Source organism: Flavobacterium sp. AC267 (genome assembly GCF_979258715.1).
The window spans coordinates 3,423,280-3,445,697 of record NZ_OZ409875.1 but is presented as its reverse complement, the minus strand read 5'-3'; the positions used below and the strand labels follow the sequence as shown (position 1 = coordinate 3,445,697).

Genomic DNA, 22,418 nt, shown 5'->3' with positions numbered 1-22,418 from the left:
AGATAAAAGAATAATAAAAAGACAGGTCTTTTAGTTACGAAAGCTTATCTGGGAAGAAATAAAAAAGTATTAACAGCAGTAAAGGCTAAATGAGTAAAAAAATTTTCTTTCTACTAAAATTTCATCGACGACAACCACTCCATCCATCGGTCTTCCCAGTGATCAACAGGAAGACCCTGGGTTTTACTTGCGAATCCGTGACGCCCTTTAGTGTAGATGTGAAGTTCTGCAGGACCTTTTGTCGCTTTCCACTTTTCGTAGAATTTAGCTGAATTGCTGTCAAAGCCGAAATCATCATCCTGTGCGACGGAAATAAATAAAGGTGATGGATCAGCTGGAACCGTAGTTTTCATTACAGGTCCTAAATAAGGATATATGGGTGCACTGAATAAAGGACGAACTTCCTTATCCAAAGCTATTGCGTACGCAATCGTTCCTCCAGCAGAAAAACCAATCACACCTATTTTGTCTTTATTAAAACCTAAAGTCGCCGCATTTGTTTTCAGGTATTTCATCGCTTCTTTACCATCTGCAATAGCTAAAGGTACTACAGGAGCCATTAGCGATTCTAAAACGGCGAAGTTATTGGCATTCTGCATTAATTTCCCAAAAGGATCCAGACCTTCTAATTTTACCAGTCTGTATTTCAATACTGTCGCCGTGTATCCCTTTGCTGTTAGAGATTTTGCTATCTTCACGCCTTCGTCATCATATGCAAGAATGTGAAATGCACCCCCGGGAATTATCAATATTCCTATCCCATTAGACGCGACCTTCAGGTTTATAAACGGCAAGACTTGGCACTGTTACATTATAAACAATACGGCTCTCTGATTTTGGATCCATTTTTAAGACTTTTTCCTCCTTACCTGTATCTTTATTTATTTTTCCGTTGATCGGTAAAATAATATTTTCCTGAGTCGCTAATAAATTTTGGACCATCAGAAGTAATAAAACAAATTTTATTTTTTTCATATCATTTATTTTTAAAACAGTAAAACCTGCACAAGGTGTCAAATCAGGTAACAGGATCTCATCTGTTATAGTTATTTAAATCTCTATAAGATGAACGCTGTTTTTCTTTGGTTTAAGACAGAAAAACACAACGTCAATACATGAGGCAGTTACTTGATATGCGGCTTTACAAGAATGCAATAATTCTTTAAAACTGTTTTGGAAAGTTTCTACCAATAAAGCAGTTATAAAATTGCAATTGAAACTGAAAAGCCGGATCGCAAATTTGTCGCAGGCAATCCTAACCAATAACGCAAATACTGAATTCCAGCAAATTTATAATGATAAAAGATCAAAGGCAATGTCCAAATCGCAGAATAATATATCTAAAAGATTGAAATTAAAAATAATTACGACCGATACATTTTTTCGTTAGTAAGGATCTTGCGACTTTAAAGCATGAGCTGTCTAACCGAATATTTTAATCATACTTAATGTAGTTTAAGATTAATTCTTAAACTAGGTCATTCCGGTAAAAAGTAAAAAAGTGTACTTTTGTCCCTTCCTTTCTGTAATTAGGTTTTGAAGTATTTATTTCTTCAAAACCAATATCTGTAAATATCAGTTCAGCATACCTTATCATTATATATTGTGAGCTGTTGATTGATTTTGGAACTTAATAACAAAAATTTAATATGGATTTAGTACGGTTAGAGATCAAGAAAAATATACAAAAAACAGAAGATACCAATTTATCATTTCGTGTTTTTGACTTAACTGCAAGCAAATATTGAACATTATTTACAGCCGCATAAAAAGGATCATTTCTGTATTATTTTAGTGGAATCTGGAAATATCAACATGCATATAGAGGACAAAATATATGCATTAAATTCGAGAAAAATAGCTATTGTTTTCCCAGAGCAAATTCACTTTCTATCAAGTCCCGGTAACGATCTCTCTGGTAAAATTATTTTGTTTGAAGAAGTACTGTTCTGCTCCGACATATTAAAAAATGAACTCAGCGCCTATAATGTAAACCTTGCAACAAACCTTAACTGCACAGCACTTTCAAAACCTGAATTTGACGAGGCGCTTCCAATTATCAAAAACATTCAGGATATTTACAACGCCCCCAGCCTTGTTAAAAAAGAACAGGCACGTTTTTATATCAAAGTTTTTCTGCTTGGGCTCATAGAATCCATACACGGCCAGCATCCTGTTATCTACCACGAAAATCCAAGAGCAAATCAACAGGTTTACATCTCATTCAAAAAATTATTAAATCAGCATTATAAAAGTGAACGTACTGTACAGTATTACGCCCACCAGCTGGCTACAAGTGCTAAAAAGCTCAATGAGATCACCAAAAAACATTGTGGTGAAACTGCCATTAATGCCATTCATAACAGAATCTTGACCGAAATTAAAAGACAGTTATTGTTTTCGCATCTCTCGCACAAAGAAATCGCATTTGACCTAGGATTCAGTTCTCCCTCTGCGCTAAACAAATTCGTAAAGGCAAAACTAAAAGAAACACCAACGGACCTTCAAAACGAATTGGCGCAAATTTATACCGCGTAGTCTTGTTTGTATAACATCCTCCCCTCTCCCCTGGTTTATCTTTGCATCAGTAAATAGTACTATTCAACGATGTACCAATTATTATTGCTCTAAACAAACTGCGGGTCAATTTCAGTTTTAATTCTATTGATCAGGAATTAAAATTATAATCCACCCGTCCATTTAATCGGGCAGTATCCATCAGCACATAATAAAATTAAATATCATTCTTATTCGTCATTTCTAAATGGTGCAATAGGAATGTATTACAGACTTATCCGCTTATTTAAAAAATAAAACTATGAATATCAATAATTTAATAACTAAAAACCTGCATACCATTTTAGAGGAAAACCTAAAGTTGGCAGATCAGATCAATCCAAAAGAAGTTGAGACATTGATTCACGAAATTAAAACAGCCAAGCGAATTTTTGTAATGGTCGCCGGCAGAAGCGGACTTGCATTAAAAATGGTCGCAATGCGCTTTATGCATTTGGGCTATACGGTATATGTGGTTGGAGAAACTGTTACTCCTGCCATCCTCGAAGGAGATCTTCTCCTTGTGGCATCAGGATCAGGTACTACGACTACGGTTTTATCTGCCGTTGAAAAAGCAAAAAAACAAAATGCCAAAGTTGCGGCCATTACAGCTGATTCGAAAAGCAGGCTGGCAGAATTGGCAGAGAATACAGTACTGATCAATGCCGCAACAAAAACAGACTTCGGAGTAACAGTTTCTGAACAATATGCAGGAAGCCTTTTTGAACAATTTACATTATTAATACTCGAAAGCGTTTTTATGACCCTATGGCAGGAATCAGGTTTAACGAAAGAAAACCTGTGGCCCAAACACGCTAACCTGGAATAACATTTTATTTTACAATTAATTTTTTTAAACATTTTAGACATGACAAAATTACAAGTCGCAATTGATTTACTTACTACAGAAGCGAGCATTAGAACTTGCGAGCAAAAGTAGCACCTTACGTAGATATTATAGAATTGGGTACGCCCCTTATTAAAGCAGAAGGCCTTAGTGTAGTAACGGCTATGAAAGCAGCTTTCCCCGACAAATTAGTTTTTGCTGACATGAAAACGGCTGATACCGGAGCTTTGGAAGCAGAGATGGCATTTAAAGCAGGTGCTGATCTGGTAACGGTTATGGGTGCTGTAGATGATGCTACCATAAAAGGCGCTGTAGAAGCCGCAAAAAAATATGGAAGAAAAGTAGTAGTAGATACTATTGGAGTAAAGGATAGAGTACAGAGAGCAAAAGAGGTAACTGCTTTTGGAGTTGCTTTTGTTGAATTACACGCTGGTCTTGACGAGCAGGCATTGCCTGGTTACTCAGTTCAAACACTTATCAGTGAAGGAAGAGAAGCTAAAGTACCTTTTTCTGTGGCAGGTGGAGTAAACATTGATACAATAAAGGATGTTGTAGCCGCAGGTGCAGATGTTGCCGTAGCGGGTGGAGCCATCTATGGTGCTAAAGATCCAGTCAGCTGCGCCAAAGCGTTAAGAGATGCTATCATCAGTGCTACTGTATAGTAAATTATTCATCAAGGCTGGACTTTATTAGCAGGTTCCAGTCTTGATTTTTTTTTTGCAATAATAAATTTAGAAACTATCACCATTATGAAAAATACATTCGATTTTGGTATTGTTGGCCTTGGGGTAATGGGACGTAACCTGCTATTAAATATGGCCGATCAAAAATTTGCTGTCGCAGGCCTTGACTTAGAGGAGCAAAAAGTTTCGTCACTTATCGACCAGGCTACTGAACAGCAAATCATTAAGGCAACAAAAGAAGTAAAGGAATTTGTAGCACTTATCAAGCGACCAAGGGCGATCATGATGCTGGTACCGGCAGGAAAACCAGTGGATAACGCAATCAAAAACCTGTTACCTTTTCTGGATAAAGGCGATATTCTGATCGACGGCGGAAATACCTACTTCACCGATACCGATCGCAGATTCGCCGAATTATCAGCCAAAGGCATTCATTTTTTTGGGATGGGTATTTCCGGAGGCGAAAAAGGAGCACGATTTGCTCCTAGCCTTATGCCAGGCGGCATGACAAACAGGCTTATGAAAGGCTTCGTCCGATATTTGAAGCCATAGCGAGCAAAAGTGGACGAAGAGCCTTGTGTTGCTTATCTAGGCAATGGATCGGCAGGAAACTACGTAAAAATGGCCCACAACGGCATAGAATACGGAATTATGCGACTTATCTCAGAGGTTTATAATCTGATGAAACGTGCCTACAACATGGACGATGACACCATACAAAGAACATTTGAAAACTGGAATGAAACAGAACTTCAATCCTATCTTATTGAGATAACAGGGCAAATTCTTAAAAAAAAGATACTGACGGAAAGAAGCTTATCAATGTTATATCCGACTGGGCAAAATCGAAAGGAACCGGAAAATGGACCTCACAGAATGCCATGGATTTACAGGTACCGCCGCCAACCATAGATGCTTGCAGTTGCTATGCGTGATATGTCCAAAAACAAACCTGAAAGAATTACCGCTTCCAAAAAATTGGTTTGGAATACATCCCAAAGCAGTAGTGAGTCGCCTTTGGCGATTGAGGAACTTAAGGGAGCTTTACAGTTTTCCATATTAGTTACCTATGCACAAGGACTGGCCTTGCTAACCAAGGCTTCGGAAGAGTACAATTACGGGCTAAACCTTGAAACAGTGACAAAAATCTGGCGTGGAGGCTGTATAATTCGTGCCGCAGTATTGGAAGACTTCAGGATCGCATATTCAGGAAACCCGAACCTGCAAAATATTCTCCTTGATGACAGGATTGCAAAAGCGCTAAATGATAATCAAAAGAATATACGAAACACCATACAGGTCGCGGTTCAACAAGGTATTCCTGTGGCCGGACTTATGAACTCCCTGGCTTATTTTGACTCATACAGATCTGAACATCTGCCTACCAGCCTCATACAGGCACAGCGTGATTACTTTGGGGCACATACTTACGAACGTACTGATGCTCAGGGCTTATTCCACACAGAGTGGAATGACTAAAATTTAAATGGAACAAAATGAATAACGTCAATACTGTAAAGCCAGCAATTATTATTGTTTTTGGGGCGACGGGTGATCTGGCAAAAAGAAAGCTATTCCCGGCCTTTTACAATCTTTACCTTGATGGCCGTATGCCTGAAAAGTTTCAGATCATGGCATTGGGCAGGGCCAAAAGCGACAACGAGCAATTTCGCACCTATGTGAGTGAAAACCTTAGCTCCTTTTCCAGAAATAAAATAGATTCTGCAGAAACCTACCACCAGTTTGCTTCGCATATTAGTTATCTGCAGAATGATATCGACCAGGAAGAATCCTATGATGCGTTGAAACGTGATTTAGATGCCGCCGATCTCTCTTTTGGAGAACGTGCCAACAGACTTTTTTACCTCTCCATTGCACCATCTTTCATTGCTACAATCTCTGGCAATATCAACAGGTTAGACCTTGCGAGCAAATCCCGATCAGGACCGGATTATTATTGAAAAACCATTCGGTTACAATAAAAGTTCAGCTGTAACGCTGAACAAACTACTATCACAGACCTTCAAGGAAGAACAGATATACCGTATTGACCACTATCTGGGTAAGGAAACGGTACAGAATATCCTAGCCTTCCGCTTCGGAAATTCAATGTTTGAACCGCTTTGGAACCGTAACTTTATTGATTCGGTACAAATTACCGTTGCAGAAGAAGTTGGGGTTGAAGATCGCGGCTGGATTTTACGAGGATGCCGGTGCATTAAAAGATATGATACAAAACCACCTGATGCAGATTTTGACCATGGTGGCCATGGAAGCCCCTACATCACTGCAGGCAGATGAAATAAGAAACCGCAAGGCAGATGTTTTAAAATCCATACGCCGTATAACTCCTCAGGAAGTAGAACATTACACCGTAAGAGGCCAGTATGATAAAGGTTCCCTAAAAGGAAAAAACGTAAAGGGATACCTTGGTGAGAATGGAGTCGCTAGTAATTCTACTACTGAAACATTTGTTGCCATGAAATTTTATCTGGATAACTGGAGATGGCAGGGCGTGCCGTTCTATGTCCGAACCGGCAAAAGAATGCAGGAAAAGCAATCCTCTATAGTAATCCAGTTCAGGCCGGTCCCGCATTCTACATTTTCTTTTGGAAAGGAAGGAATGATGCCCAACCGCTTAATTATAAACATTCAGCCTGCGATGGATATAAGACTGCAGTTTATGACCAAAAAACCCGGACTTTCCTTATCGCTGAAACCAGCTGAAATGGTTTTCGATTATTTCTCATGCTCTACCAAATCACCTGAAGCCTACGAAACGCTCATACTGGATGCCCTGCTTGGAGATCCTACACTATTTATGCGTTCGGATCAGGTTGAAGAAGCATGGGATGTTGTAACCACCATTCAGGAAGCCTGGGAAAATGATAAATTTTTAAACCTGCATAAATATCAGGCCGGAACCTGGGGACCTGAGGCAAGCAGATGCCTTACTTGCCCGTCAGGGCCATCAATGGATATCAAACACCTATAACAAAGTAAAAGAAATAGCAAAAAGTATTTCAAACAAAAAAGAGATCATTACGAATTAATCCAAAATTAAAAGTTACCCAGTATATTGTGAAAATATTGTTTCAACTCTGTATATACTACTTCTTTATCCCTGAGTCCTGACTGTCGCCAATCAAGAAGATCGGTAATAAAAGGACTACCTGAAAAAATGCGGGGTACAAAGGCAATAATATTGAGTGTAACAAGATCTACATTTACGTTTTTAAACGTACCCTCTGCAATACCTTCAAGAATAATGTTTTTGATCAGTTCATAATTCTTACGGGTTGCATCTGTGATTACTTCCTTAATTACAGCGTGATGTAAAAGTGTTATTTCCCTACTCAGTAAGCGGTGAAAATCACGGTGGCTGTCAATAAAATCACCGTAAATCATAAGAAAGGAATCTAACTTTTTAGCCGCCCCTGTTTACTGTCCATTTTAGAGAGCGCTAACTGGTAGGCTGAAAACCTTCTTTTAAAAATGGTAAGATATAAATTTTCCTTCGAGCCAAAATGGTAATTTATAAGGGCGAGATTAACTGCTTCTTGCTGTTGCAATATGCCTCATAGATGTATCACTATATCCCCGAGCTGAAAACAAAGACTCTGCAGTTTTGAGCAGTGTTTTTTTTATACCAGTAATTTTGTGTATTTCCATATGATGATTATTCGTGCTACTGCAAATTTATCTTTTTTTACAAACAGATCAGCTTAACCTAGTTTAAGTCATAATCTTAAAATAGTTTAAGTCCCAATTATTTTCCATTGCTTACTTTTGAAGCATTAAAAAAGTAATATCTAATTTTGCCTTTTAAATTTGTGACAGAAGGATAAAATCCGCCTTACTTAACATCAAGATCTAAAAAGCATATTTAGACTATAATAAACCTTATAAGTAAATTAAAATGAACCCTAAAGAAAATATTGTGATTATTGGAGGAGGTTTTGCGGGTGTAAATGCGGCTAAAAAATTACTTCAGATCAATACAAACAGCACTGTCACTTTAGTAGACAGGAACAATTATAACTTTTTTCCACCTCTTCTTTATCAAGTGGCAACAGGCTTTTTGGATGTTTCTAACATCAGTTATCCTTATCGAAAATATTTTAGAGGATATCCAAATTTTAGGTTTTTCATGGGAGAACTTCTGGAGATTCAACCCCAGGATAATACGGTGTTACTTTCAACGGGTCAGTCGCAGTACGACCGTTTGATTATCGCCACTGGTACTACGAGTAACTTTTTTGGAAATGAGAATATACGTCGCAATGCTCTTCCTATGAAAACAATAGCTGACGCACTCCTTCTGAAAAACACACTGCTGGAACGTTTCGAGATCGCTTCAAGAATTACCGATCATAATGAAATCAAAAAGTTAACTACAATTGTAATTGCCGGCGGAGGCCCTACAGGTGTAGAAATCGCAGGAATGCTGGCTGGTCTTAGAAAAAATGTAATTGCAAAAGATTATCCAAGTTTAAAAGACCTTCCCTTTGCTATTTATGTCCTTGACGGGCTTCCAACCCTCCTTGCCCCTATGTCTAAGGCTTCGCAAGACTATACTTTTAAGTCTTTGCAGGAGATGGGGGTGATAATTAAACTTAACCAGCTGGTTAAAGATTTTACCAATGATACCGTTTTACTTGGTGACGGCACGACAATTCAAACCAAAAACCTACTATGGACAGCTGGCGTTACAGCACAAATTTTCAATGGATTGCCACAAGAATATTATGGAAAAGGAAAGAGACTCATAGTAGATGGCTACAATAAGGTTATAGGAACGACAAACATCTATGCCATTGGAGATACCTGTATTCAAACTGCAGATCAAGCCTTTCCAATAGGACACCCGCAAGCTTGGCACAAGTTGCCATTCAGCAGGGTACACTTCTGGCCGAAAATATACAGGCCGAAAGACTTCAGAAAAAAAGGAAACGCTTTGCTTACAATGATAAAGGCTCTATGGCTATAATAGGCCGTAATAAGGCGGTAGCAGAACTCGCCAGACCAAAACTACATTTCAGCGGCTTTATAGCATGGATGATGTGGCTTTTAGTTCACCTGCTTTCCCTGATACATTTCAAAAATAAAATAAAGACCTGTTTAAGCTGGATTTCTGCATACAGTTCTAAGGATCAATATCTGCGAATGATTATTAAACCGGAAAAAAAAGACTCTTAAACTTGTATGGAAAGATTATGGAATTATAGTTTTTTTTTCAGTATCTCTCAAGAAAAAAGAACACTCCACACTCTTAAACTAGTTTAAGGTTTTTTATTAAAGTATGTTATTGTTCACATAGTCTTTTGAGTACGAAATTTGCATAATATTTATTAAATCAATTTATGAAAAATTTATTCCTATCCGCAGTTATACTTATTTCTGCGTCTTTATACGCCCAGCAACCAAAACCAATGCGTTATGCGCTTCAGTCAATTACTGCCCCTCAAAGCACTGTTCCATACGGCAATAATGTGGCAGACTGGTCATTACGTAACATCGGACGATGCAAAGATTTATTATGAAGTATATGGTAAGGGAGCCCCGGTTTTGGTACTGCATGGAGGTATCTTCGGTTCTACTTTTGAGATGTACCATTTCATTGACAGCTTAAAGGTAAATCATCAGGTGATAGCTGTCTCTACAAGAGGTCATGGAAAATCAGAACTCGGAAATCAGCCTCATACTTACCAGCTGAAAGCCAAAGATGCGACCACTGTATTAAATGCAGTAACAAAAGACAGTGCGACTGTTATCGGTTTTAGCGATGGAGGCTATACAGGTTTTATGCTTGCGAGCCTTTATCCTGCTAAAGTTAAAAAATTAGTGGTAATTGGAGCTGGTGAAAGGCATCCTGGAGACCAGCCCAATGCTGTTACTGTCAAGCAGGCACTTGAACTGGATAGGCCGTTTTGGGAGCAAGCAGCTTTCCTTAATGCCAGATCCTAAAAGACTTCCTGAACTCTTTTCTCGTGTGCAGGAAGAATTCAACACCAAACTTACAGCCGATCAAAAACTATTCAGCACCATTAAGTGTCCTGTACTGGTGATGGTTGGGGATCATGATAATTTTATTTCTGTCGAACATGCCAGTCATGCTTCAAATTTTATTCTAAAGGGGCGACTGAGTGTTATTCCGGGTGCTGGTCATGGAGCCTTTCTCGAAAAAATGGAGTGTTGCATGGCCTGCGGTACACTATTTTTTACAACATTAAATCAAATACTCTAACATGATCAAGATGAAACATTTTTCTCAATTTATCATTCTTCTGTTGCTATTCACCCCCTGCATTATTTTTGGGCAGAAGATCAATCTTACCCAAGATAATCTCACGGCAGTGGGAAGTTACGTTTCCCAGAGTAAGGCAATGGGCAGTAAAGCCCTAAGGGTCGTTAAAGATTCCACTATAATTTTAGATGATGAAGCTACGTATGCCAGAATTAACAATGTGAATTTTTCGCAGGGAGTTATTGAAGTTAAGGTCTTGAGCAAAATTCTGAAAAATGCGCCTTCACATGCACGCGACTTCATTGGTTTAGCTTTTCACATCAACGATGATAATTCTAGATTTGAAGCAATATACATAAGACCTGCAAATGCCATGGCAGATGATCAGCTCCGAAGAAACAGATCAACACAATATTTTGCTTATCCTGATTTTAAATTTAATGAAAGCAGAAAAACTGCCCCGGGAGTTTATGAATCATATGAGGATATGGAACTTAACAAATGGATATCCGTTAAAATTGTGATAAAAGAGCGAGCAGGCAAAACTATATTTGGATGGACGCAGAGCGCCTTCTTTGATTGTAAATGATCTTAAACTGGGTAAAGTCGCCAATGGTGCACTCGGCCTCTTTGTAGATATCGGAACCGAGGGTTTCTTTAAAGATCTTATTATTCGAAAAGAGTAATGCGGGTCAATCAGAAAAAAATAATGTCTGCGTCACATTTTTTTTCTGATTTTACTAAGAAACTCAGGCGTTATCCCTAAATAAGATGCTATCTGCGTATTGGGTATCCTGTTGAGCAGTGCCGGGTACTGCTGTGTGAAACTGCGATAACGCTCTTCTGCCGTAGAACTGATATTCTGCAGGATCCGGTTTTGAAAATTAATATACTTACGTTCTGTAATAATCCTGAAGTTACGGTCAAATTTGTGATAATTTATAAATAAGTACAAGAGGTCATCATGGTCAATATGCGAGACTACAGAAGGCTCCAATGCCTCTATGTACATACGGCTTGGCTCTTGGGAATAAAAGCTGTGCAGGTCACTTATCCATTCATTTTCAGTCGCAAACTGAATATTATGCTCTTTACCAGATGGGTCTGCTTGCAAACATTTTAAAACAGCCGGAAATGATAAAAAAATAATGACGGCACACATCGCCTTCCTGCAGAAGGTATCCCTTTCTCCTGATATTTCTCTGAGAAAATAATCTAACTATTTCGTCACATTCCTTTTGATCAAGGGCGAAGTACCCATTAAAAAAACGAATTAACTGCTCAACGGGAGTTTCTTTTTCCGATAATGCTGTACTGGTATCCATGGTATCAATTAAGAAGTAAATATAAGAAATGTCATCCGTATTAAAAAGGTTAATAGGATTCGGTCGCTGACGGAAATTCTATACTCTTCACATCGGTAACATATCCTGCAACTGCCTCTGTTATAATAGTATGCAAATCTGCATATTTCCGTACAAATTTCGGACAAAAATCCTGATTCATCCCCAGCATATCATGAACAACCAGAACCTGGCCATCCACGCCGTCGCCCGCTCCAATACCAATAATTGGTATAGAAAGTGACAATGCTATCTCTCGCGCAAGGGTCGCTGGTAATTTCTCCAAAGTTATGGCAAAACACCCTGCGTCTTTGCGGCAGTAAAGCATCACGCTTAATCTTTTCTGCCTCGGTTTCTGACTGGGCGCGCAATCCAAAACCGCCATACTGGTGTACCGACTGCGGCATGAGCCCCAAATGCCCCATCACTGGAATTCCAGCATCTATGATCTTTTTTATATCAGGCAGTAACTCTTCACCGCCTTCTATTTTTAGTGCTTCTGCTCCTGTAGCTTTCATTATCGAAACTGCATTTTTCAGGGAGTCCATAGGATTACCGCGCTGGCTTCCAAAAGGCATATCAACTACAAGAAGCGCACGTTTTACTCCACGTCGCACACTTGTCGCGTGATAAATAATCTGTTCCATTGTAACGGGCAGTGTTGTATTGTAACCAGCCATAACATTGCCCGCAGAATCCCCAACCAGAACAGCATCTACACCTCCCTTATCTAAAAGGGCCGCCATAGTAAAATCATAAGCAGTCAGCATACTGATTTTCTCTCCTGCCGCCTTCATTTTTCGTATTACCTCAACGGTAACCTTTTTACTTTTATATTCTGTGGTTACTGACATGTATTTTTAAATTTAAAAATACAAATTTGGTTCATTGGATTGGTTGCTCGCAATATCTAAAAGAAGCAATAACATATCTAAAAGTGCTGTCCATAAAAAAACGTCTGGCAAGATATTTTTCTGCCACATATACATTTATTACAATATACGAATCAATTTTACCCCGCTATGCTTTAAAAAATTATTACAGAAGAACCAAATATATCTAAAAGTAATTTCGCTAAATATAATTAACTTTGCTTTTCTACCTTGGGAATCTGAGATTAAACTATTAATTAGAAACCCTAAAAAAATTATAAAAATAGTACGTAAAGGTTTTACAACAAACAGCCATACCTAATTTATGGACCAGAATACAAAAAAAGCATACATAAATAGAGATATTTCCTCTATCAGACAAGATATTGGTTTGGATAACTCGTGACCTGATTTCTTGATTTATGACTCAAAACATCATCGTAATGATTTCATACAGGAAAAACCATTTCGGTCAGGCCATTTCTCCATAATACTTATTGTTAAAGGCAGTATGAAAATAAAAGTAAATTTATTTGAATATGAGATGTCAGCTAAAGAAGTATTAATTATTCCCCCTATGCAATTCGTGAAATGATAATGGAAGATCAAGGTGTACATTTCATTTCGCTTCTCTTCACAACAGAATTTCTGGAACAATCAAGAATATTGGGGAAATATTTTAATGTAGCGGGCTTCCTCAAAGAAGGTCAGGCTTCATTAAATAAAGTAAGCCAAACTGATTACGTGGTGCTGACAGAACTGACAAGAATAATAGCCGCTCTTTTAAACAATGACTTGTACACTGGTAAAGATGATGAAGTAATACGAAATCTTTTCAGGGCAGTACTTTTAAAAATTAATCAATATTATGATGAAATTCCAGCGGAAAACCAGTTGTCATCGGATCTCATCTATAGATTTATAAAATTGCTTTCCCAACATTACCTCTCACAGCGTGAAGTAGGTTTTTATGCTGAAAAACTGCATGTGAATGAAAAATATTTAACCCAGATGCTAAAACGCAAATCTGGTAAAACAGCCAGGCAGTTTATTACTGAAATTGTAATCCTGGAGGCAAAAGTACTGCTTAGTGAGAATTTACTCTCCGTAAAAGAGATTGCCGGAAAACTTCATTTTGAGAATCAATTTCATTTCAGCCGTTTCTTTAAACAATATGCTGGAATAACGCCTACTAACTACAGAAAAAGTTAAAAATAAGCGGGACATTTTCTGTCAAAACAGTAAATGTCCCGCATTACTTACTGATAGCGGCAGGCTCTAAGTATAAATACTATTTCTTATTTTGTTCAAACCAAACTATAAAGGAGTCAACAGCTTTTTGAATAAAGTCTTTAGCTGAACCTGCTTTAATGACACCGCTTTCATCAAAAGCCTCATTTATTTTAGCAAGATAGACTTCTGGTCAGTGCATTACGGGAATATTCAAAAATACAAGACTTTGTCTTAAGTGATGGTTCGCACCAAAACCTCCTACAGCTCCAGGAGAATTACTAAAAACGGCACCCGGCTTTCCATCCCAAACACTTTTACCATAAGGACGTGAGCCTACATCAAGCGCATTTTTAAGTACAGCCGGTACGGATCTGTTGTATTCTGGTGTAATAAAAATAAAACCGTCAAGTCTGCTTTACTTCATCTCTAAAAGCTGTATAAGCTGGCGGCACTTCATTGTCATCGTCAAAATCCTGATTATATACGGGCAGATCATCCAGTCTGATTATTTTAAAATCAAAACCTGCAGGTGCCATAGCTTGCACCGCTTTTGCTGTTTTTTTTGAAAACGATTCTTTACGCAGACTTCCTGCGATTATACCAATTACTTTACTCATGATTTTATATTTTTATTATTATTTTGTAGTAACTCTGCTCTACAGCAGACTGATTTACTATCTAATTTACAAAAAAAATGCCGGTCACCCGGCGGCTTTTTTCGCTTATTAACCTTTATAATCCCCTATTAAAAGAACCGATTTAATAGTTTTTCCTTTTTCTGAATCTTCAACCGCCTGGTTGATATCTTCAAACGCATATGTTTTAATAAGCTTATCAAAAGGAAACTGGCCGTGCTGATACATTTTTATCAGTTTGGGAATAAATTCCTGAGGTACACTGTCACCCTGATTTACAAATTTAATTTTGTAACCTTTTGTTAAAAATATATTGGTTTCAAGCTGTAGTGGTTTTGTAGCTACACCAATTACAGCAATTTCGCCCACAGGAGCTAATACAGCCAGAGAATTATTAATAACTTCATTTCGTCCAGTAGTATCTACTGCATACTGCACGCCATTAGGCAGTATTTCCTTAATACGTTCCTGAACATTTTCGTTAAGGCTGTTTATGGTATGGGTAGCACCAAGTTCTTTAGAGAATTCTAGTCTCTCATCATTAATATCCACAGCAATAATAGTTGTTGCAGAAGAAGCTTTTGCGACCATAACCGCAGAAAGCCCCACTGCACCTGTACCGGAAATAACAACTGAACTTCCTACCTTAACTTTAAGGGTATTGATTATTGCTCCTGAACCTGTTTGTATCCCGCATCCCAATGGTCCTAAAATTTCTAAAGGTGCATCTTTGGGTACTGCAATTACATTATTTTTATGAGCAATAGAATAAGTGGCAAAAGACGACTGCGAAAAGAAATTATCATTAATTGGCTTATGGTTATGGTCGTGATGGCTGTGTGTGCCGTCAACTCGCGCACCTGAAAAATTCCTTTGAAAAAATTCATAACAATAGGCCGGTGTCCCGCTTCGGCAGATCTCGCATTCTCCGCAATAGCCATACGTAAGTACAACATGATCCCCTACTTTTAGGTGATGTACATCGTGGCCAATCTTTTCTATAATTCCTGCACCTTCATGTCCCAGTATAACCGGAAAATTTGGAGACCCCATAATAAAATCACGTGCTACCATATCTGTATGACAGATGCCGGTTGCCACTATTTTCACTAAAACTTCTTCAGAGCCAGGCTCATCAAGAAGAACTTTGCTAAGCTCAAAATCACTGCCTTTTGCACCAACGACTGTCGCTGTAATTTCCATAAATTTAAATTTTAAAGTTCTTAAATCTGGTACTTTTATTTGATACCAGTAAATTGTAATTAATTAGGTAGAGCGTCGCTTGATAATAAAAGAAGATCCGAATTATTATTTATAATAACAGTGCGACTATAATTAGATTAAAAGATATAGATGATAAATACATCTGTAACCCTTCTATCAAATTTCAGAATAAATAATAACCTATACCCTTAAACTATTTTAAGAAATACTCTTAAAGTAGTTTAAGCAAAACACCTACAAAATTAAAACAAACAGAACACAATGAATTGATTATCAAATCAAAAAAAAAGAAAAAAAAAGAAAAAGTATCTCCTTAAAAGTAATTTGTTCATACTGTTTGATACAGGCATTCATTCGTAGGGTTTTAAGGTTAATACTAAATGATTATAGTATTATCTTCCCGAATTTTAGATACGTTTTTTTATTTCTTCCTTAAAATGTAACTCAATTTCCGATTAGTATAACTCTGTCTTTTTTTATTAAATGAACTTTGCATTACATAAGACATAGTAATTAAAAATCTTTTTAAACGTAAACAAATGAAAAAAATTAGTGTATTAACATTAGCCGCTGTTACATTATTCTTAACAGCATGTGGTAAAAAAGCATCAAGTGAAACAACAACAAGCGAAGAAAAGCAGGTCGCCGAAAAAAAGGGAGAAGTATTAGCGGTAAACCTTGATATCTCTAAAGTAGACTGGAAAGCTTTTCATAAAGGAGGTTTTGCACCACGCTGGGGAACTCTTGCTATTAAGTCAGGTGAGGTTTCAGTTGAAGCTGATGAATTAACTGCAGGTGATTTCGTAATTGACATGCAGTCTCTTAAAGTAGATCCAGCTTCCGTAACTGAAAAAGACAAAAAATATTCAGAATTAGAAGGCCACCTAAAAAGTGCTGACTTTTTTGATGTTGAAAAAAATCCAACGGCTGGCTTTAAAATTACAAGTGTGACTGACTTACCTGCTCCTGCAAAAGATGCTGTTGAAGGCGCTAATAAAACAGTAAGCGGTAATTTAACCCTTAAGGGAAAAGCTTTGAATGTTACTTTCCCGGCAAAAGTTACAGTAGCAGAAGGAACTGCATCTATAGAAGCTAAGTTCACTGTTAACCGTACAGACTGGGATATCAAATTTGGGTCTTCTGAGGGCACAAAACCTATTCCCAATTCTTCACGTAAATCTAAAACGCCATTTTTCTCTACGCTTCGTTCCATAAATGAATATTCTGTCTGGATAGCAGAAACAGGCTGTACAGAATGTGCTTTGCGAATAGTTGCAGTATTAGCTTCCGATAAACCAAAATGCAATACTTTACCTGCCGCAATCAAGTCTTTTACCGCGCCTGCAACATCTTCAATTGGTACATTAGGATCAACACGGTGTTGATATAAAAGGTCGATTCTATCTGTTTTGAGTCTAGTTAATGATTCTTCAACCACTTTCTTAATATGTTCCGGTCTGCTGTTTAAAGTGATATTTGGCGCACCGATTTCAAAACCAAATTTAGTAGCAATAGCCACTTTATTTCTAAATGGAGCTAATGCTTCTCCCACTAATTTCTCGTTTGTATAAGGGCCGTAAACTTCAGCAGTATCAAAAAAGGTAACGCCGCTTTCATACGCTTTGCGGATGGTTTTAATGCCCTCTTCAATCTTTGCAGGCGCACCATAATTGGCACTAATGCTCATACAGCCTGCTCCCAAAGCAGAAACTTTTAACTTTCCAAGATTTCTTGTAGTCATTTTATTTTCTTTATCCTTGCTTTGTTCATTAATTTCAATATTGCTGGATGAAGCTGTGATCAAGCTTGGTGTAAGCATTAAGCCTGCTCCGGCTATTGCTGTTTGCTGAAAGAATTTTCGTCTCGAATTTTCGTCCTTGTTACTGGTATTATCGTGTTTCATTTTAAGATATTTTAAATTGCTTAGCAAATTTACCATTGAAAAAAACAATCGACAGAAACAGATTACCTATAAAAAAGATACAAATTACTGAAAATGAAAAAAACGCCTCTTGGGAGGCGTTTTGATTTTTTTAATTTCTACTGATGGCTTGCGACCGGTATTCTTTTGGAGTGAGATGAACCTGCTTTTTGAAGAATTTTGAAAAGTAATTGGGATATTCAAAACCTAGTTCGTAGGCAACTTCAGCCGTATTTAATTTTTGATTTTGAACCAACAATTCTTTTTGCTCTTTTAATAATAAAATCGTGGATATTCTCCAAAGCCGATTTTTGGGTAAAGTGTTTAATGATATCGCCCAGGTAATTCGCTGTCAATCCTAATTGATCTGCAAAATACTGGACGTTTGGAAGTCGCTTTACAGGCTCGTTATAATAGTCGATCAAACTTTGTTGAAAATCTGTTACAACACGGTTGTACTGTTTAGGGTCAGTAGAAAATTGCCTTTTGTAAAATGCTTCTACCAAAGATACAAGTACATTTACATAAGAAAGTAAAACTCCAAAATGTTTTATTTCACTTTCATAGTATTTAATCATTAATTTAAAGACTGCTGACACTTCTTCAACCTCATCATCGGTTAAATATAAGGCTTCGTGCTGTCCGTAATCTAAGTAAGTTTTGAATAAAAACCTGTTTTCTTCGATGATTTTTTTTGAAAGCTGGAGATACATTCCGGTATAAGTAGGTTCGGCATCCCAGCCTGGCTCAATAATTAAATCTGGTGTATTAAAAAACACCGCAGAAACAGGCGCAACATCCGGAGTAGATTTTCTTTTATATTTTATTTTGATTGAAATTCTATAAAAATCTACAACAACAGGCTCAGAATTCAGAATTATTTTTAAAGGATCATAATAACCTACGTCAATATCGTTATCCAGAGGTATTTCCATACCCATAAACTGATTATATGATTTAAAATCCGTGAATGTTTTCATATAGGTAAAATTGAAAATTTAGACAACAAGAAATTGAAAATTATAAAATAAAAACATTTTTATTCTAAGTCTTAATTTTTTTGAATAATCTTGAAAGACAAATTTATAATTTTTAAAATTGATTATTTATGTATAAATATATTTTTAGTAATTAAAATGATATAATAAACTGAAAGTATGCAAGGCTACCGAAACTCTTATTCCCAAAGAAACCTACTTTTGACTACAAGGTTACGACTTTTGACTACATTCAATTTCTGATTACCGCTGACCTTTGCAGTATTAATTGATATTTAATTATCAGAAAAATGAATTTAAAAGATAGCACAATCCTCATTACAGGAGGAACAAGCGGAATTGGTTTAGATTTCGTAAAACAACTGACCGAACTAGGAGCAAATATTATCGTTACAGGACGAAAGCTTTACTCATTGAACAAAACAAAAAATGCGTTTGCAAACGTACACACTTTTCAAAGTGATGTGAGCAATCCAAAAGACATTGAAATGTTATTCAAAGAGGTAACACAAAAGTTTCCAGACTTGAATATCATCATAAACAATGCAGGATTGATGCGACTGATTGATTTGCAGGACACTTCTTTGGATTTAGAAAATATCAACCGTGAAATTGCCACCAATCTTTCAGGAACTATTCAAATGGTGCATCAATTTTTACCACATTTGGCAACTAAAAAAATCGGTCGCGATTGTAAATGTTTCATCTGGTATTGCATTTATGTGTTACTCTGTTGCGCCCATTTACAGTGCTTTGCAAAAGCTGGCGTTAGAGCCTATACACAGGCATTGCGTTTGCAATTAGAAAATACTAATATAAAAATATTTGAAATGATACCCCCGGGAGTGAAAACCAATTTACAAAATGAATGGGTAAAACAACCCAATGAAAAAAGGATGATGACTGCCGAGACGATCTTATCTATTGCCCAAATTCGTTGCAGCAGTTAGCGACTGTTTTTTTTATTTCGAATTATTGGCTGATATTTTTCAATTCTTTTTACAGGCTCTTAATTCTAATACTATTTGTTTTATTAGATAAATAATCGTCGCTGTAAAAATTCCAATAAATAATACTGTCGCGGTACTAGACCCACTAAATGTACTTTCACTTAAAAATAAAAAGAGGTTTTTTAAGGAGTAATATAAACCAGCTGTTAAAAATGCTCGCTGTAAAAAGTCCAGTGGTAAATTTCAGCTTATACTTTTGGACAGAAATTCGAGGAAATAGTACTAATAGAACAATACTAATTACAGCAGATAGAACTATTAAATAATGGTAGTATTTAAAAGCCGCTTTATGTCCATCACTTGCTTTACTAAGGATATACATAAAAAAGATAGAGAATAGCACTATTCCGCTGTATATTACAAAACTAATCTTATAACCTTTCTGCATTTTTGTTAGATTTCTTACTGCGTAATTTCTGCGAAACTTCTCACCAACGTTTTGGGACTACCTTTAGTGGGTTTGGTGCTAGATGAAGCCATTCTTCGGATTTGCCGCCCGAGTAATGGCGAACAGGGGAAGCAGAGAATCTAAATGCAAAACCATTTTTCCATTACACCAATTGCCCAAATCCAAAGAAGTGGTCGCTGCAGGCAGTATTTTTAATTTTTATTTTATAATTTTTGGAGTATAAATAAAATTCCCTGTTTGATCAATGTAGCAATATTTGCCATCATATTTGACGTTTGCTATTCCGTCCCTGAAATCATCTGCATAATCAAAATGAGCCTTGATCACTATTTGGCCTGTTTTATCAATATAACCGTATTTATCACCATACTTAATACGTGCAAAACCGGCACAAAAATCGCGCGCATTTTCATATTGAGGATCGACAATTATTTTTCCTGTCTTATCAATGTAGCCGTGTTTATTATTCATTATAATTCTAGCCATTCCATCATTGAATGAATAAGCAAAATCAAATGAGGGGTTAATAACTATTTCCCCGGTCTTGTTAATGTAACCATATTTACCATTAATACTAACAGGAGCTATTCCTTCTTTAAATTCATGTGCTATCCCAAACTGGGGGCTGATTACTACTTCTCCCGTTTTATTGATATAACCAGATTTACCGTTAAGGATCACCAGGGCCATTCCGTCACTAAACTTATCTGCATAATCAAATTGAGCTTTGATCACTATTTGTCCTGTTTTATCGACATAGCCATATTTGTCGTCATATTTAATACATGCAAGTCCTTCCTGAAAATCATTAGCCCAGCTAAATTGTGGTGTGATGACTATTTTTCCTGCTTTGTTAACGAAGCCAAATTTTTCTTTGATACTTATTAATCCAAGTCCTTCGCTAAACCTATCTGCATAATCAAATTGAGGTATAATGGCTGTTTTGCCTGAAAGATCTATATAACCAAATTTACCGTTAGTACTTTTAATCACTGCAAATTCTTCGTTAAAATAGGTGGCTACATAAAATTGGGGCTTTATTACAATTTTTCCTTTTTTGTCAATGTAACCGAATATATCATTAACAGTAATCGGATAAAGTTCATTGAAGACTTTTTTGTTCTGTGCCGTGCTTTCTTTGCGACTAAGCATAGTTACAATTATTGTTAAAGTTAGTATTAAATTTTTCATAGTAAATATAAAGGTGTTTCTTATAAAATTAATTTTTCATGTATTTTTTTCAAGAGGTCTACAGCTACTCTTATATAACCTGCAACGTTCTGGTACTACAGCGGGTTTGGGGTTAAATTAAAAACCATCTTCGGATTTACTACCCGAGCGGGAGCCAACAAGCGAAGCAAATCATCCCAAAGACATAAACAACTTTCAATTAAGCCAATTGCCCAAATTCATCTGTCACCAGCAGTGTTCTTTTTTAGTTTTTAATAATTGATTCTATCTTAAAGTCTTTTGTCCAATATTATTAAAAATTGTTTCTATTTGAACAGTGAAGAAATTATTTAAGGATTGCCAGCTACTAACATTTATCCCATAATTTCCATTTTTATCAATATTATTCACAATGTTTAAATTTCCGATTTTTAAGACATTGTCACGAAATTTCAAAAAGTCTTTTCTCCAAATAATAAGATTATAACTACCGATTAAAAAAAGGTTTTATTTCAGGATGGAAAGCCCACATTTTTTCTTGCTCTTCTAATGAATAATTAAAATAATCAGCTTTTGAAGTTCCACAACCCCAAAAAGATTCTTTTCTTATCTCCGTTTCATTTGGGCATTTTGAATCATCATAAGTTAAAGCTATAAACGTAAAATTTCGAGGACTTTTTTATTAGTTTCTGTACAAATTATGACTTTATAATTTCCATCAACATTTTTAAAAGCTAATAAATCGCCTTGCTCAATGCTCTTAATTTTTTCCATTCGACTATCTAAAACAGTTCATTTTTTTTGAGTTTTTTTTGGCTCATTGCTGGTAACCTATTGATATGTGTTACAAAACCACACAAAGCCGTCCAAATTTGAGCGCCTATGTGTGATAAATTTCACACATTATTTATTTTCAAATATATCTTTTTTTTCACTGCAAATTTTCAAAATGTCTTTTAATTTGAGTGATGACTCTAACCTGCATTGTACAACTCCTCAATTCCATTAGAAAACCAAATGACGATTAAATAATCCTACCTCTTAAATTAACAAAACTTCTCCCATCCAGAAAAAACGAAAAAAAAGAAAGCACAGAACAAGTGTCAGAGCGATGCGCAGTGCTATAAATCCCGAAGGGCGGACAAAGGAAATGAAGTCCGTTATGCGCACGCAAGCAGACGCAATGGCGCTATCTTGACTGCCCTTTTTAGTCGTTTGGAAAACATTCTCTAACTAGCCAACTGAAGTAACTGCAGATCCGTTAACTCAT

21 protein-coding genes and 6 pseudogenes are annotated in these 22,418 nt (G+C 36.7%); 14 read left to right on the top strand and 13 right to left on the bottom strand.

Translation table 11 applies throughout. The features are described 5' to 3' along the window. Window positions 1-113: 113 nt before the first annotated feature. Together ACZZ95_RS18195 and ACZZ95_RS18190 are read right to left on the bottom strand one after the other, a co-directional pair. Window positions 114-794 carry an alpha/beta hydrolase gene (locus ACZZ95_RS18195; protein WP_463470117.1) on the bottom strand — a complete coding sequence of 227 codons (681 nt, stop codon included), beginning with the start codon at window positions 792-794 and terminating at the stop codon, window positions 114-116. Continuing rightward, on the bottom strand, window positions 763-975 hold the full coding sequence (locus ACZZ95_RS18190) for a hypothetical protein (protein ID WP_463470116.1): 213 nt from the start codon (window positions 973-975) through the stop codon (window positions 763-765). The genes ACZZ95_RS18195 and ACZZ95_RS18190 overlap by 32 nt, the downstream gene beginning before the upstream one ends. A gap of 819 nt (window positions 976-1,794) precedes the next feature. On the opposite strand from ACZZ95_RS18190, the gene ACZZ95_RS18185 reads away from it, so the two are divergent. The 6 genes and pseudogenes from ACZZ95_RS18185 (at window position 1,795) to zwf (ending at window position 7,139) form a co-directional block, all read left to right on the top strand. Further along, window positions 1,795-2,538 (top strand): helix-turn-helix domain-containing protein, encoded by a 744-nt coding sequence (locus tag ACZZ95_RS18185; RefSeq protein ID WP_463470115.1) that lies wholly within the window; start codon window positions 1,795-1,797, stop codon window positions 2,536-2,538. A 280-nt stretch (window positions 2,539-2,818) separates the two neighbouring features. Continuing rightward, the gene (gene hxlB, locus ACZZ95_RS18180; protein WP_463470114.1) at window positions 2,819-3,385 is read left to right on the top strand and encodes a 6-phospho-3-hexuloisomerase; all 567 of its coding nucleotides are present in this window, start codon (window positions 2,819-2,821) and stop codon (window positions 3,383-3,385) included. A 95-nt stretch (window positions 3,386-3,480) separates the two neighbouring features. Next, window positions 3,481-4,065, top strand: a complete 585-nt coding sequence (hxlA, locus tag ACZZ95_RS18175) for a 3-hexulose-6-phosphate synthase (protein WP_463470113.1) — start codon at window positions 3,481-3,483, stop codon at window positions 4,063-4,065. Between the two features lie 87 nt (window positions 4,066-4,152). Further along, a complete protein-coding gene (locus ACZZ95_RS18170) occupies window positions 4,153-4,638 on the top strand; it encodes an NAD(P)-binding domain-containing protein (RefSeq protein WP_463470112.1) in 486 nt (161 codons plus the stop codon). Between the two features lie 9 nt (window positions 4,639-4,647). Then, a pseudogene (locus ACZZ95_RS18165) lies at window positions 4,648-5,565 on the top strand (NADP(+)-dependent, decarboxylating phosphogluconate dehydrogenase). 17 nt (window positions 5,566-5,582) lie between these two features. After that, window positions 5,583-7,139: pseudogene (zwf, locus tag ACZZ95_RS18160) on the top strand (glucose-6-phosphate dehydrogenase). 7 nt (window positions 7,140-7,146) lie between these two features. Here zwf and ACZZ95_RS18155 read toward each other — a convergent pair. Together ACZZ95_RS18155 and ACZZ95_RS18150 are read right to left on the bottom strand one after the other, a co-directional pair. Beyond that, window positions 7,147-7,506, bottom strand: a pseudogene (locus tag ACZZ95_RS18155) (hypothetical protein); the annotation flags it as partial. 129 nt (window positions 7,507-7,635) lie between these two features. Next, the gene (locus ACZZ95_RS18150) at window positions 7,636-7,758 is read right to left on the bottom strand and encodes a TetR family transcriptional regulator (protein ID WP_463470111.1); all 123 of its coding nucleotides are present in this window, start codon (window positions 7,756-7,758) and stop codon (window positions 7,636-7,638) included. A gap of 247 nt (window positions 7,759-8,005) precedes the next feature. On the opposite strand from ACZZ95_RS18150, the gene ACZZ95_RS18145 reads away from it, so the two are divergent. From ACZZ95_RS18145 to ACZZ95_RS18125, 5 genes are all read left to right on the top strand, one after another. Further along, a complete protein-coding gene (locus ACZZ95_RS18145) occupies window positions 8,006-9,076 on the top strand; it encodes an NAD(P)/FAD-dependent oxidoreductase (RefSeq protein ID WP_463470110.1) in 1,071 nt (356 codons plus the stop codon). Further along, window positions 9,067-9,285, top strand: a complete 219-nt coding sequence (locus ACZZ95_RS18140) for a hypothetical protein (RefSeq protein ID WP_463470109.1) — start codon at window positions 9,067-9,069, stop codon at window positions 9,283-9,285. The genes ACZZ95_RS18145 and ACZZ95_RS18140 overlap by 10 nt, the downstream gene beginning before the upstream one ends. 291 nt (window positions 9,286-9,576) lie before the next feature. Beyond that, window positions 9,577-10,053, top strand: coding sequence for an alpha/beta fold hydrolase (locus ACZZ95_RS18135; RefSeq protein WP_463470108.1), 477 nt, complete (start codon window positions 9,577-9,579; stop codon window positions 10,051-10,053). After that, window positions 10,040-10,333 (top strand): alpha/beta fold hydrolase, encoded by a 294-nt coding sequence (locus ACZZ95_RS18130; protein WP_463470107.1) that lies wholly within the window; start codon window positions 10,040-10,042, stop codon window positions 10,331-10,333. Before ACZZ95_RS18135 ends, ACZZ95_RS18130 begins: the two co-directional genes overlap by 14 nt. 10 nt (window positions 10,334-10,343) lie before the next feature. Then, complete coding sequence (locus tag ACZZ95_RS18125; protein ID WP_463470106.1) at window positions 10,344-10,922, top strand: hypothetical protein; 579 nt, start codon at window positions 10,344-10,346, stop codon at window positions 10,920-10,922. A 129-nt stretch (window positions 10,923-11,051) separates the two neighbouring features. On the opposite strand, the gene ACZZ95_RS18120 is transcribed toward ACZZ95_RS18125, so the two are convergent. Both ACZZ95_RS18120 and panB read right to left on the bottom strand, forming a co-directional pair. Further along, a complete protein-coding gene (locus ACZZ95_RS18120; protein WP_463470105.1) occupies window positions 11,052-11,495 on the bottom strand; it encodes a Crp/Fnr family transcriptional regulator in 444 nt (147 codons plus the stop codon). 212 nt (window positions 11,496-11,707) lie between these two features. Further along, window positions 11,708-12,530, bottom strand: a pseudogene (gene panB, locus ACZZ95_RS18115) (3-methyl-2-oxobutanoate hydroxymethyltransferase). Window positions 12,531-13,145: 615 nt separating this feature from the next. Here panB and ACZZ95_RS18110 point away from each other — a divergent pair. Beyond that, the gene (locus ACZZ95_RS18110; protein ID WP_463470104.1) at window positions 13,146-13,760 is read left to right on the top strand and encodes a helix-turn-helix domain-containing protein; all 615 of its coding nucleotides are present in this window, start codon (window positions 13,146-13,148) and stop codon (window positions 13,758-13,760) included. A gap of 211 nt (window positions 13,761-13,971) precedes the next feature. Here the strand turns inward: ACZZ95_RS18110 and ACZZ95_RS18105 are convergent, their stop codons facing one another. The 3 genes from ACZZ95_RS18105 to ACZZ95_RS18095 form a co-directional block, all read right to left on the bottom strand. Continuing rightward, entirely contained in the window at window positions 13,972-14,172 is a 201-nt protein-coding gene (locus tag ACZZ95_RS18105) for an NADPH-dependent FMN reductase (RefSeq protein ID WP_463471712.1), read from the bottom strand. Window positions 14,173-14,185: 13 nt separating this feature from the next. After that, window positions 14,186-14,398, bottom strand: a complete 213-nt coding sequence (locus ACZZ95_RS18100; RefSeq protein ID WP_463470103.1) for an NADPH-dependent FMN reductase — start codon at window positions 14,396-14,398, stop codon at window positions 14,186-14,188. Between the two features lie 108 nt (window positions 14,399-14,506). Further along, a complete protein-coding gene (locus ACZZ95_RS18095; RefSeq protein ID WP_463470102.1) occupies window positions 14,507-15,619 on the bottom strand; it encodes an NAD(P)-dependent alcohol dehydrogenase in 1,113 nt (370 codons plus the stop codon). A gap of 560 nt (window positions 15,620-16,179) precedes the next feature. Between ACZZ95_RS18095 and ACZZ95_RS18090 the strand changes: the two are divergent. Further along, window positions 16,180-16,719: pseudogene (locus ACZZ95_RS18090) on the top strand (YceI family protein); the annotation flags it as partial. Window positions 16,720-16,841: 122 nt separating this feature from the next. On the opposite strand, the pseudogene ACZZ95_RS18085 reads toward ACZZ95_RS18090, so the two are convergent. The 3 genes and pseudogenes from ACZZ95_RS18085 to ACZZ95_RS18075 form a co-directional block, all read right to left on the bottom strand. Next, window positions 16,842-17,327, bottom strand: a pseudogene (locus ACZZ95_RS18085) (aldo/keto reductase); the annotation flags it as partial. A 346-nt stretch (window positions 17,328-17,673) separates the two neighbouring features. Then, window positions 17,674-17,817 (bottom strand): helix-turn-helix domain-containing protein, encoded by a 144-nt coding sequence (locus ACZZ95_RS18080; protein WP_463470101.1) that lies wholly within the window; start codon window positions 17,815-17,817, stop codon window positions 17,674-17,676. Then, window positions 17,786-18,541 carry a helix-turn-helix domain-containing protein gene (locus ACZZ95_RS18075; protein ID WP_463470100.1) on the bottom strand — a complete coding sequence of 252 codons (756 nt, stop codon included), beginning with the start codon at window positions 18,539-18,541 and terminating at the stop codon, window positions 17,786-17,788. The genes ACZZ95_RS18080 and ACZZ95_RS18075 overlap by 32 nt, the downstream gene beginning before the upstream one ends. Window positions 18,542-18,849: 308 nt before the next feature. Between ACZZ95_RS18075 and ACZZ95_RS18070 the strand changes: the two genes are divergently transcribed. Continuing rightward, window positions 18,850-19,509 carry an SDR family oxidoreductase gene (locus ACZZ95_RS18070; RefSeq protein ID WP_463470099.1) on the top strand — a complete coding sequence of 220 codons (660 nt, stop codon included), beginning with the start codon at window positions 18,850-18,852 and terminating at the stop codon, window positions 19,507-19,509. A 667-nt stretch (window positions 19,510-20,176) separates the two neighbouring features. Here the strand turns inward: ACZZ95_RS18070 and ACZZ95_RS18065 are convergent. Further along, window positions 20,177-21,169, bottom strand: coding sequence for a WG repeat-containing protein (locus ACZZ95_RS18065; protein WP_463470098.1), 993 nt, complete (start codon window positions 21,167-21,169; stop codon window positions 20,177-20,179). Between the last annotated feature and the right edge of the window lie 1,249 nt (window positions 21,170-22,418).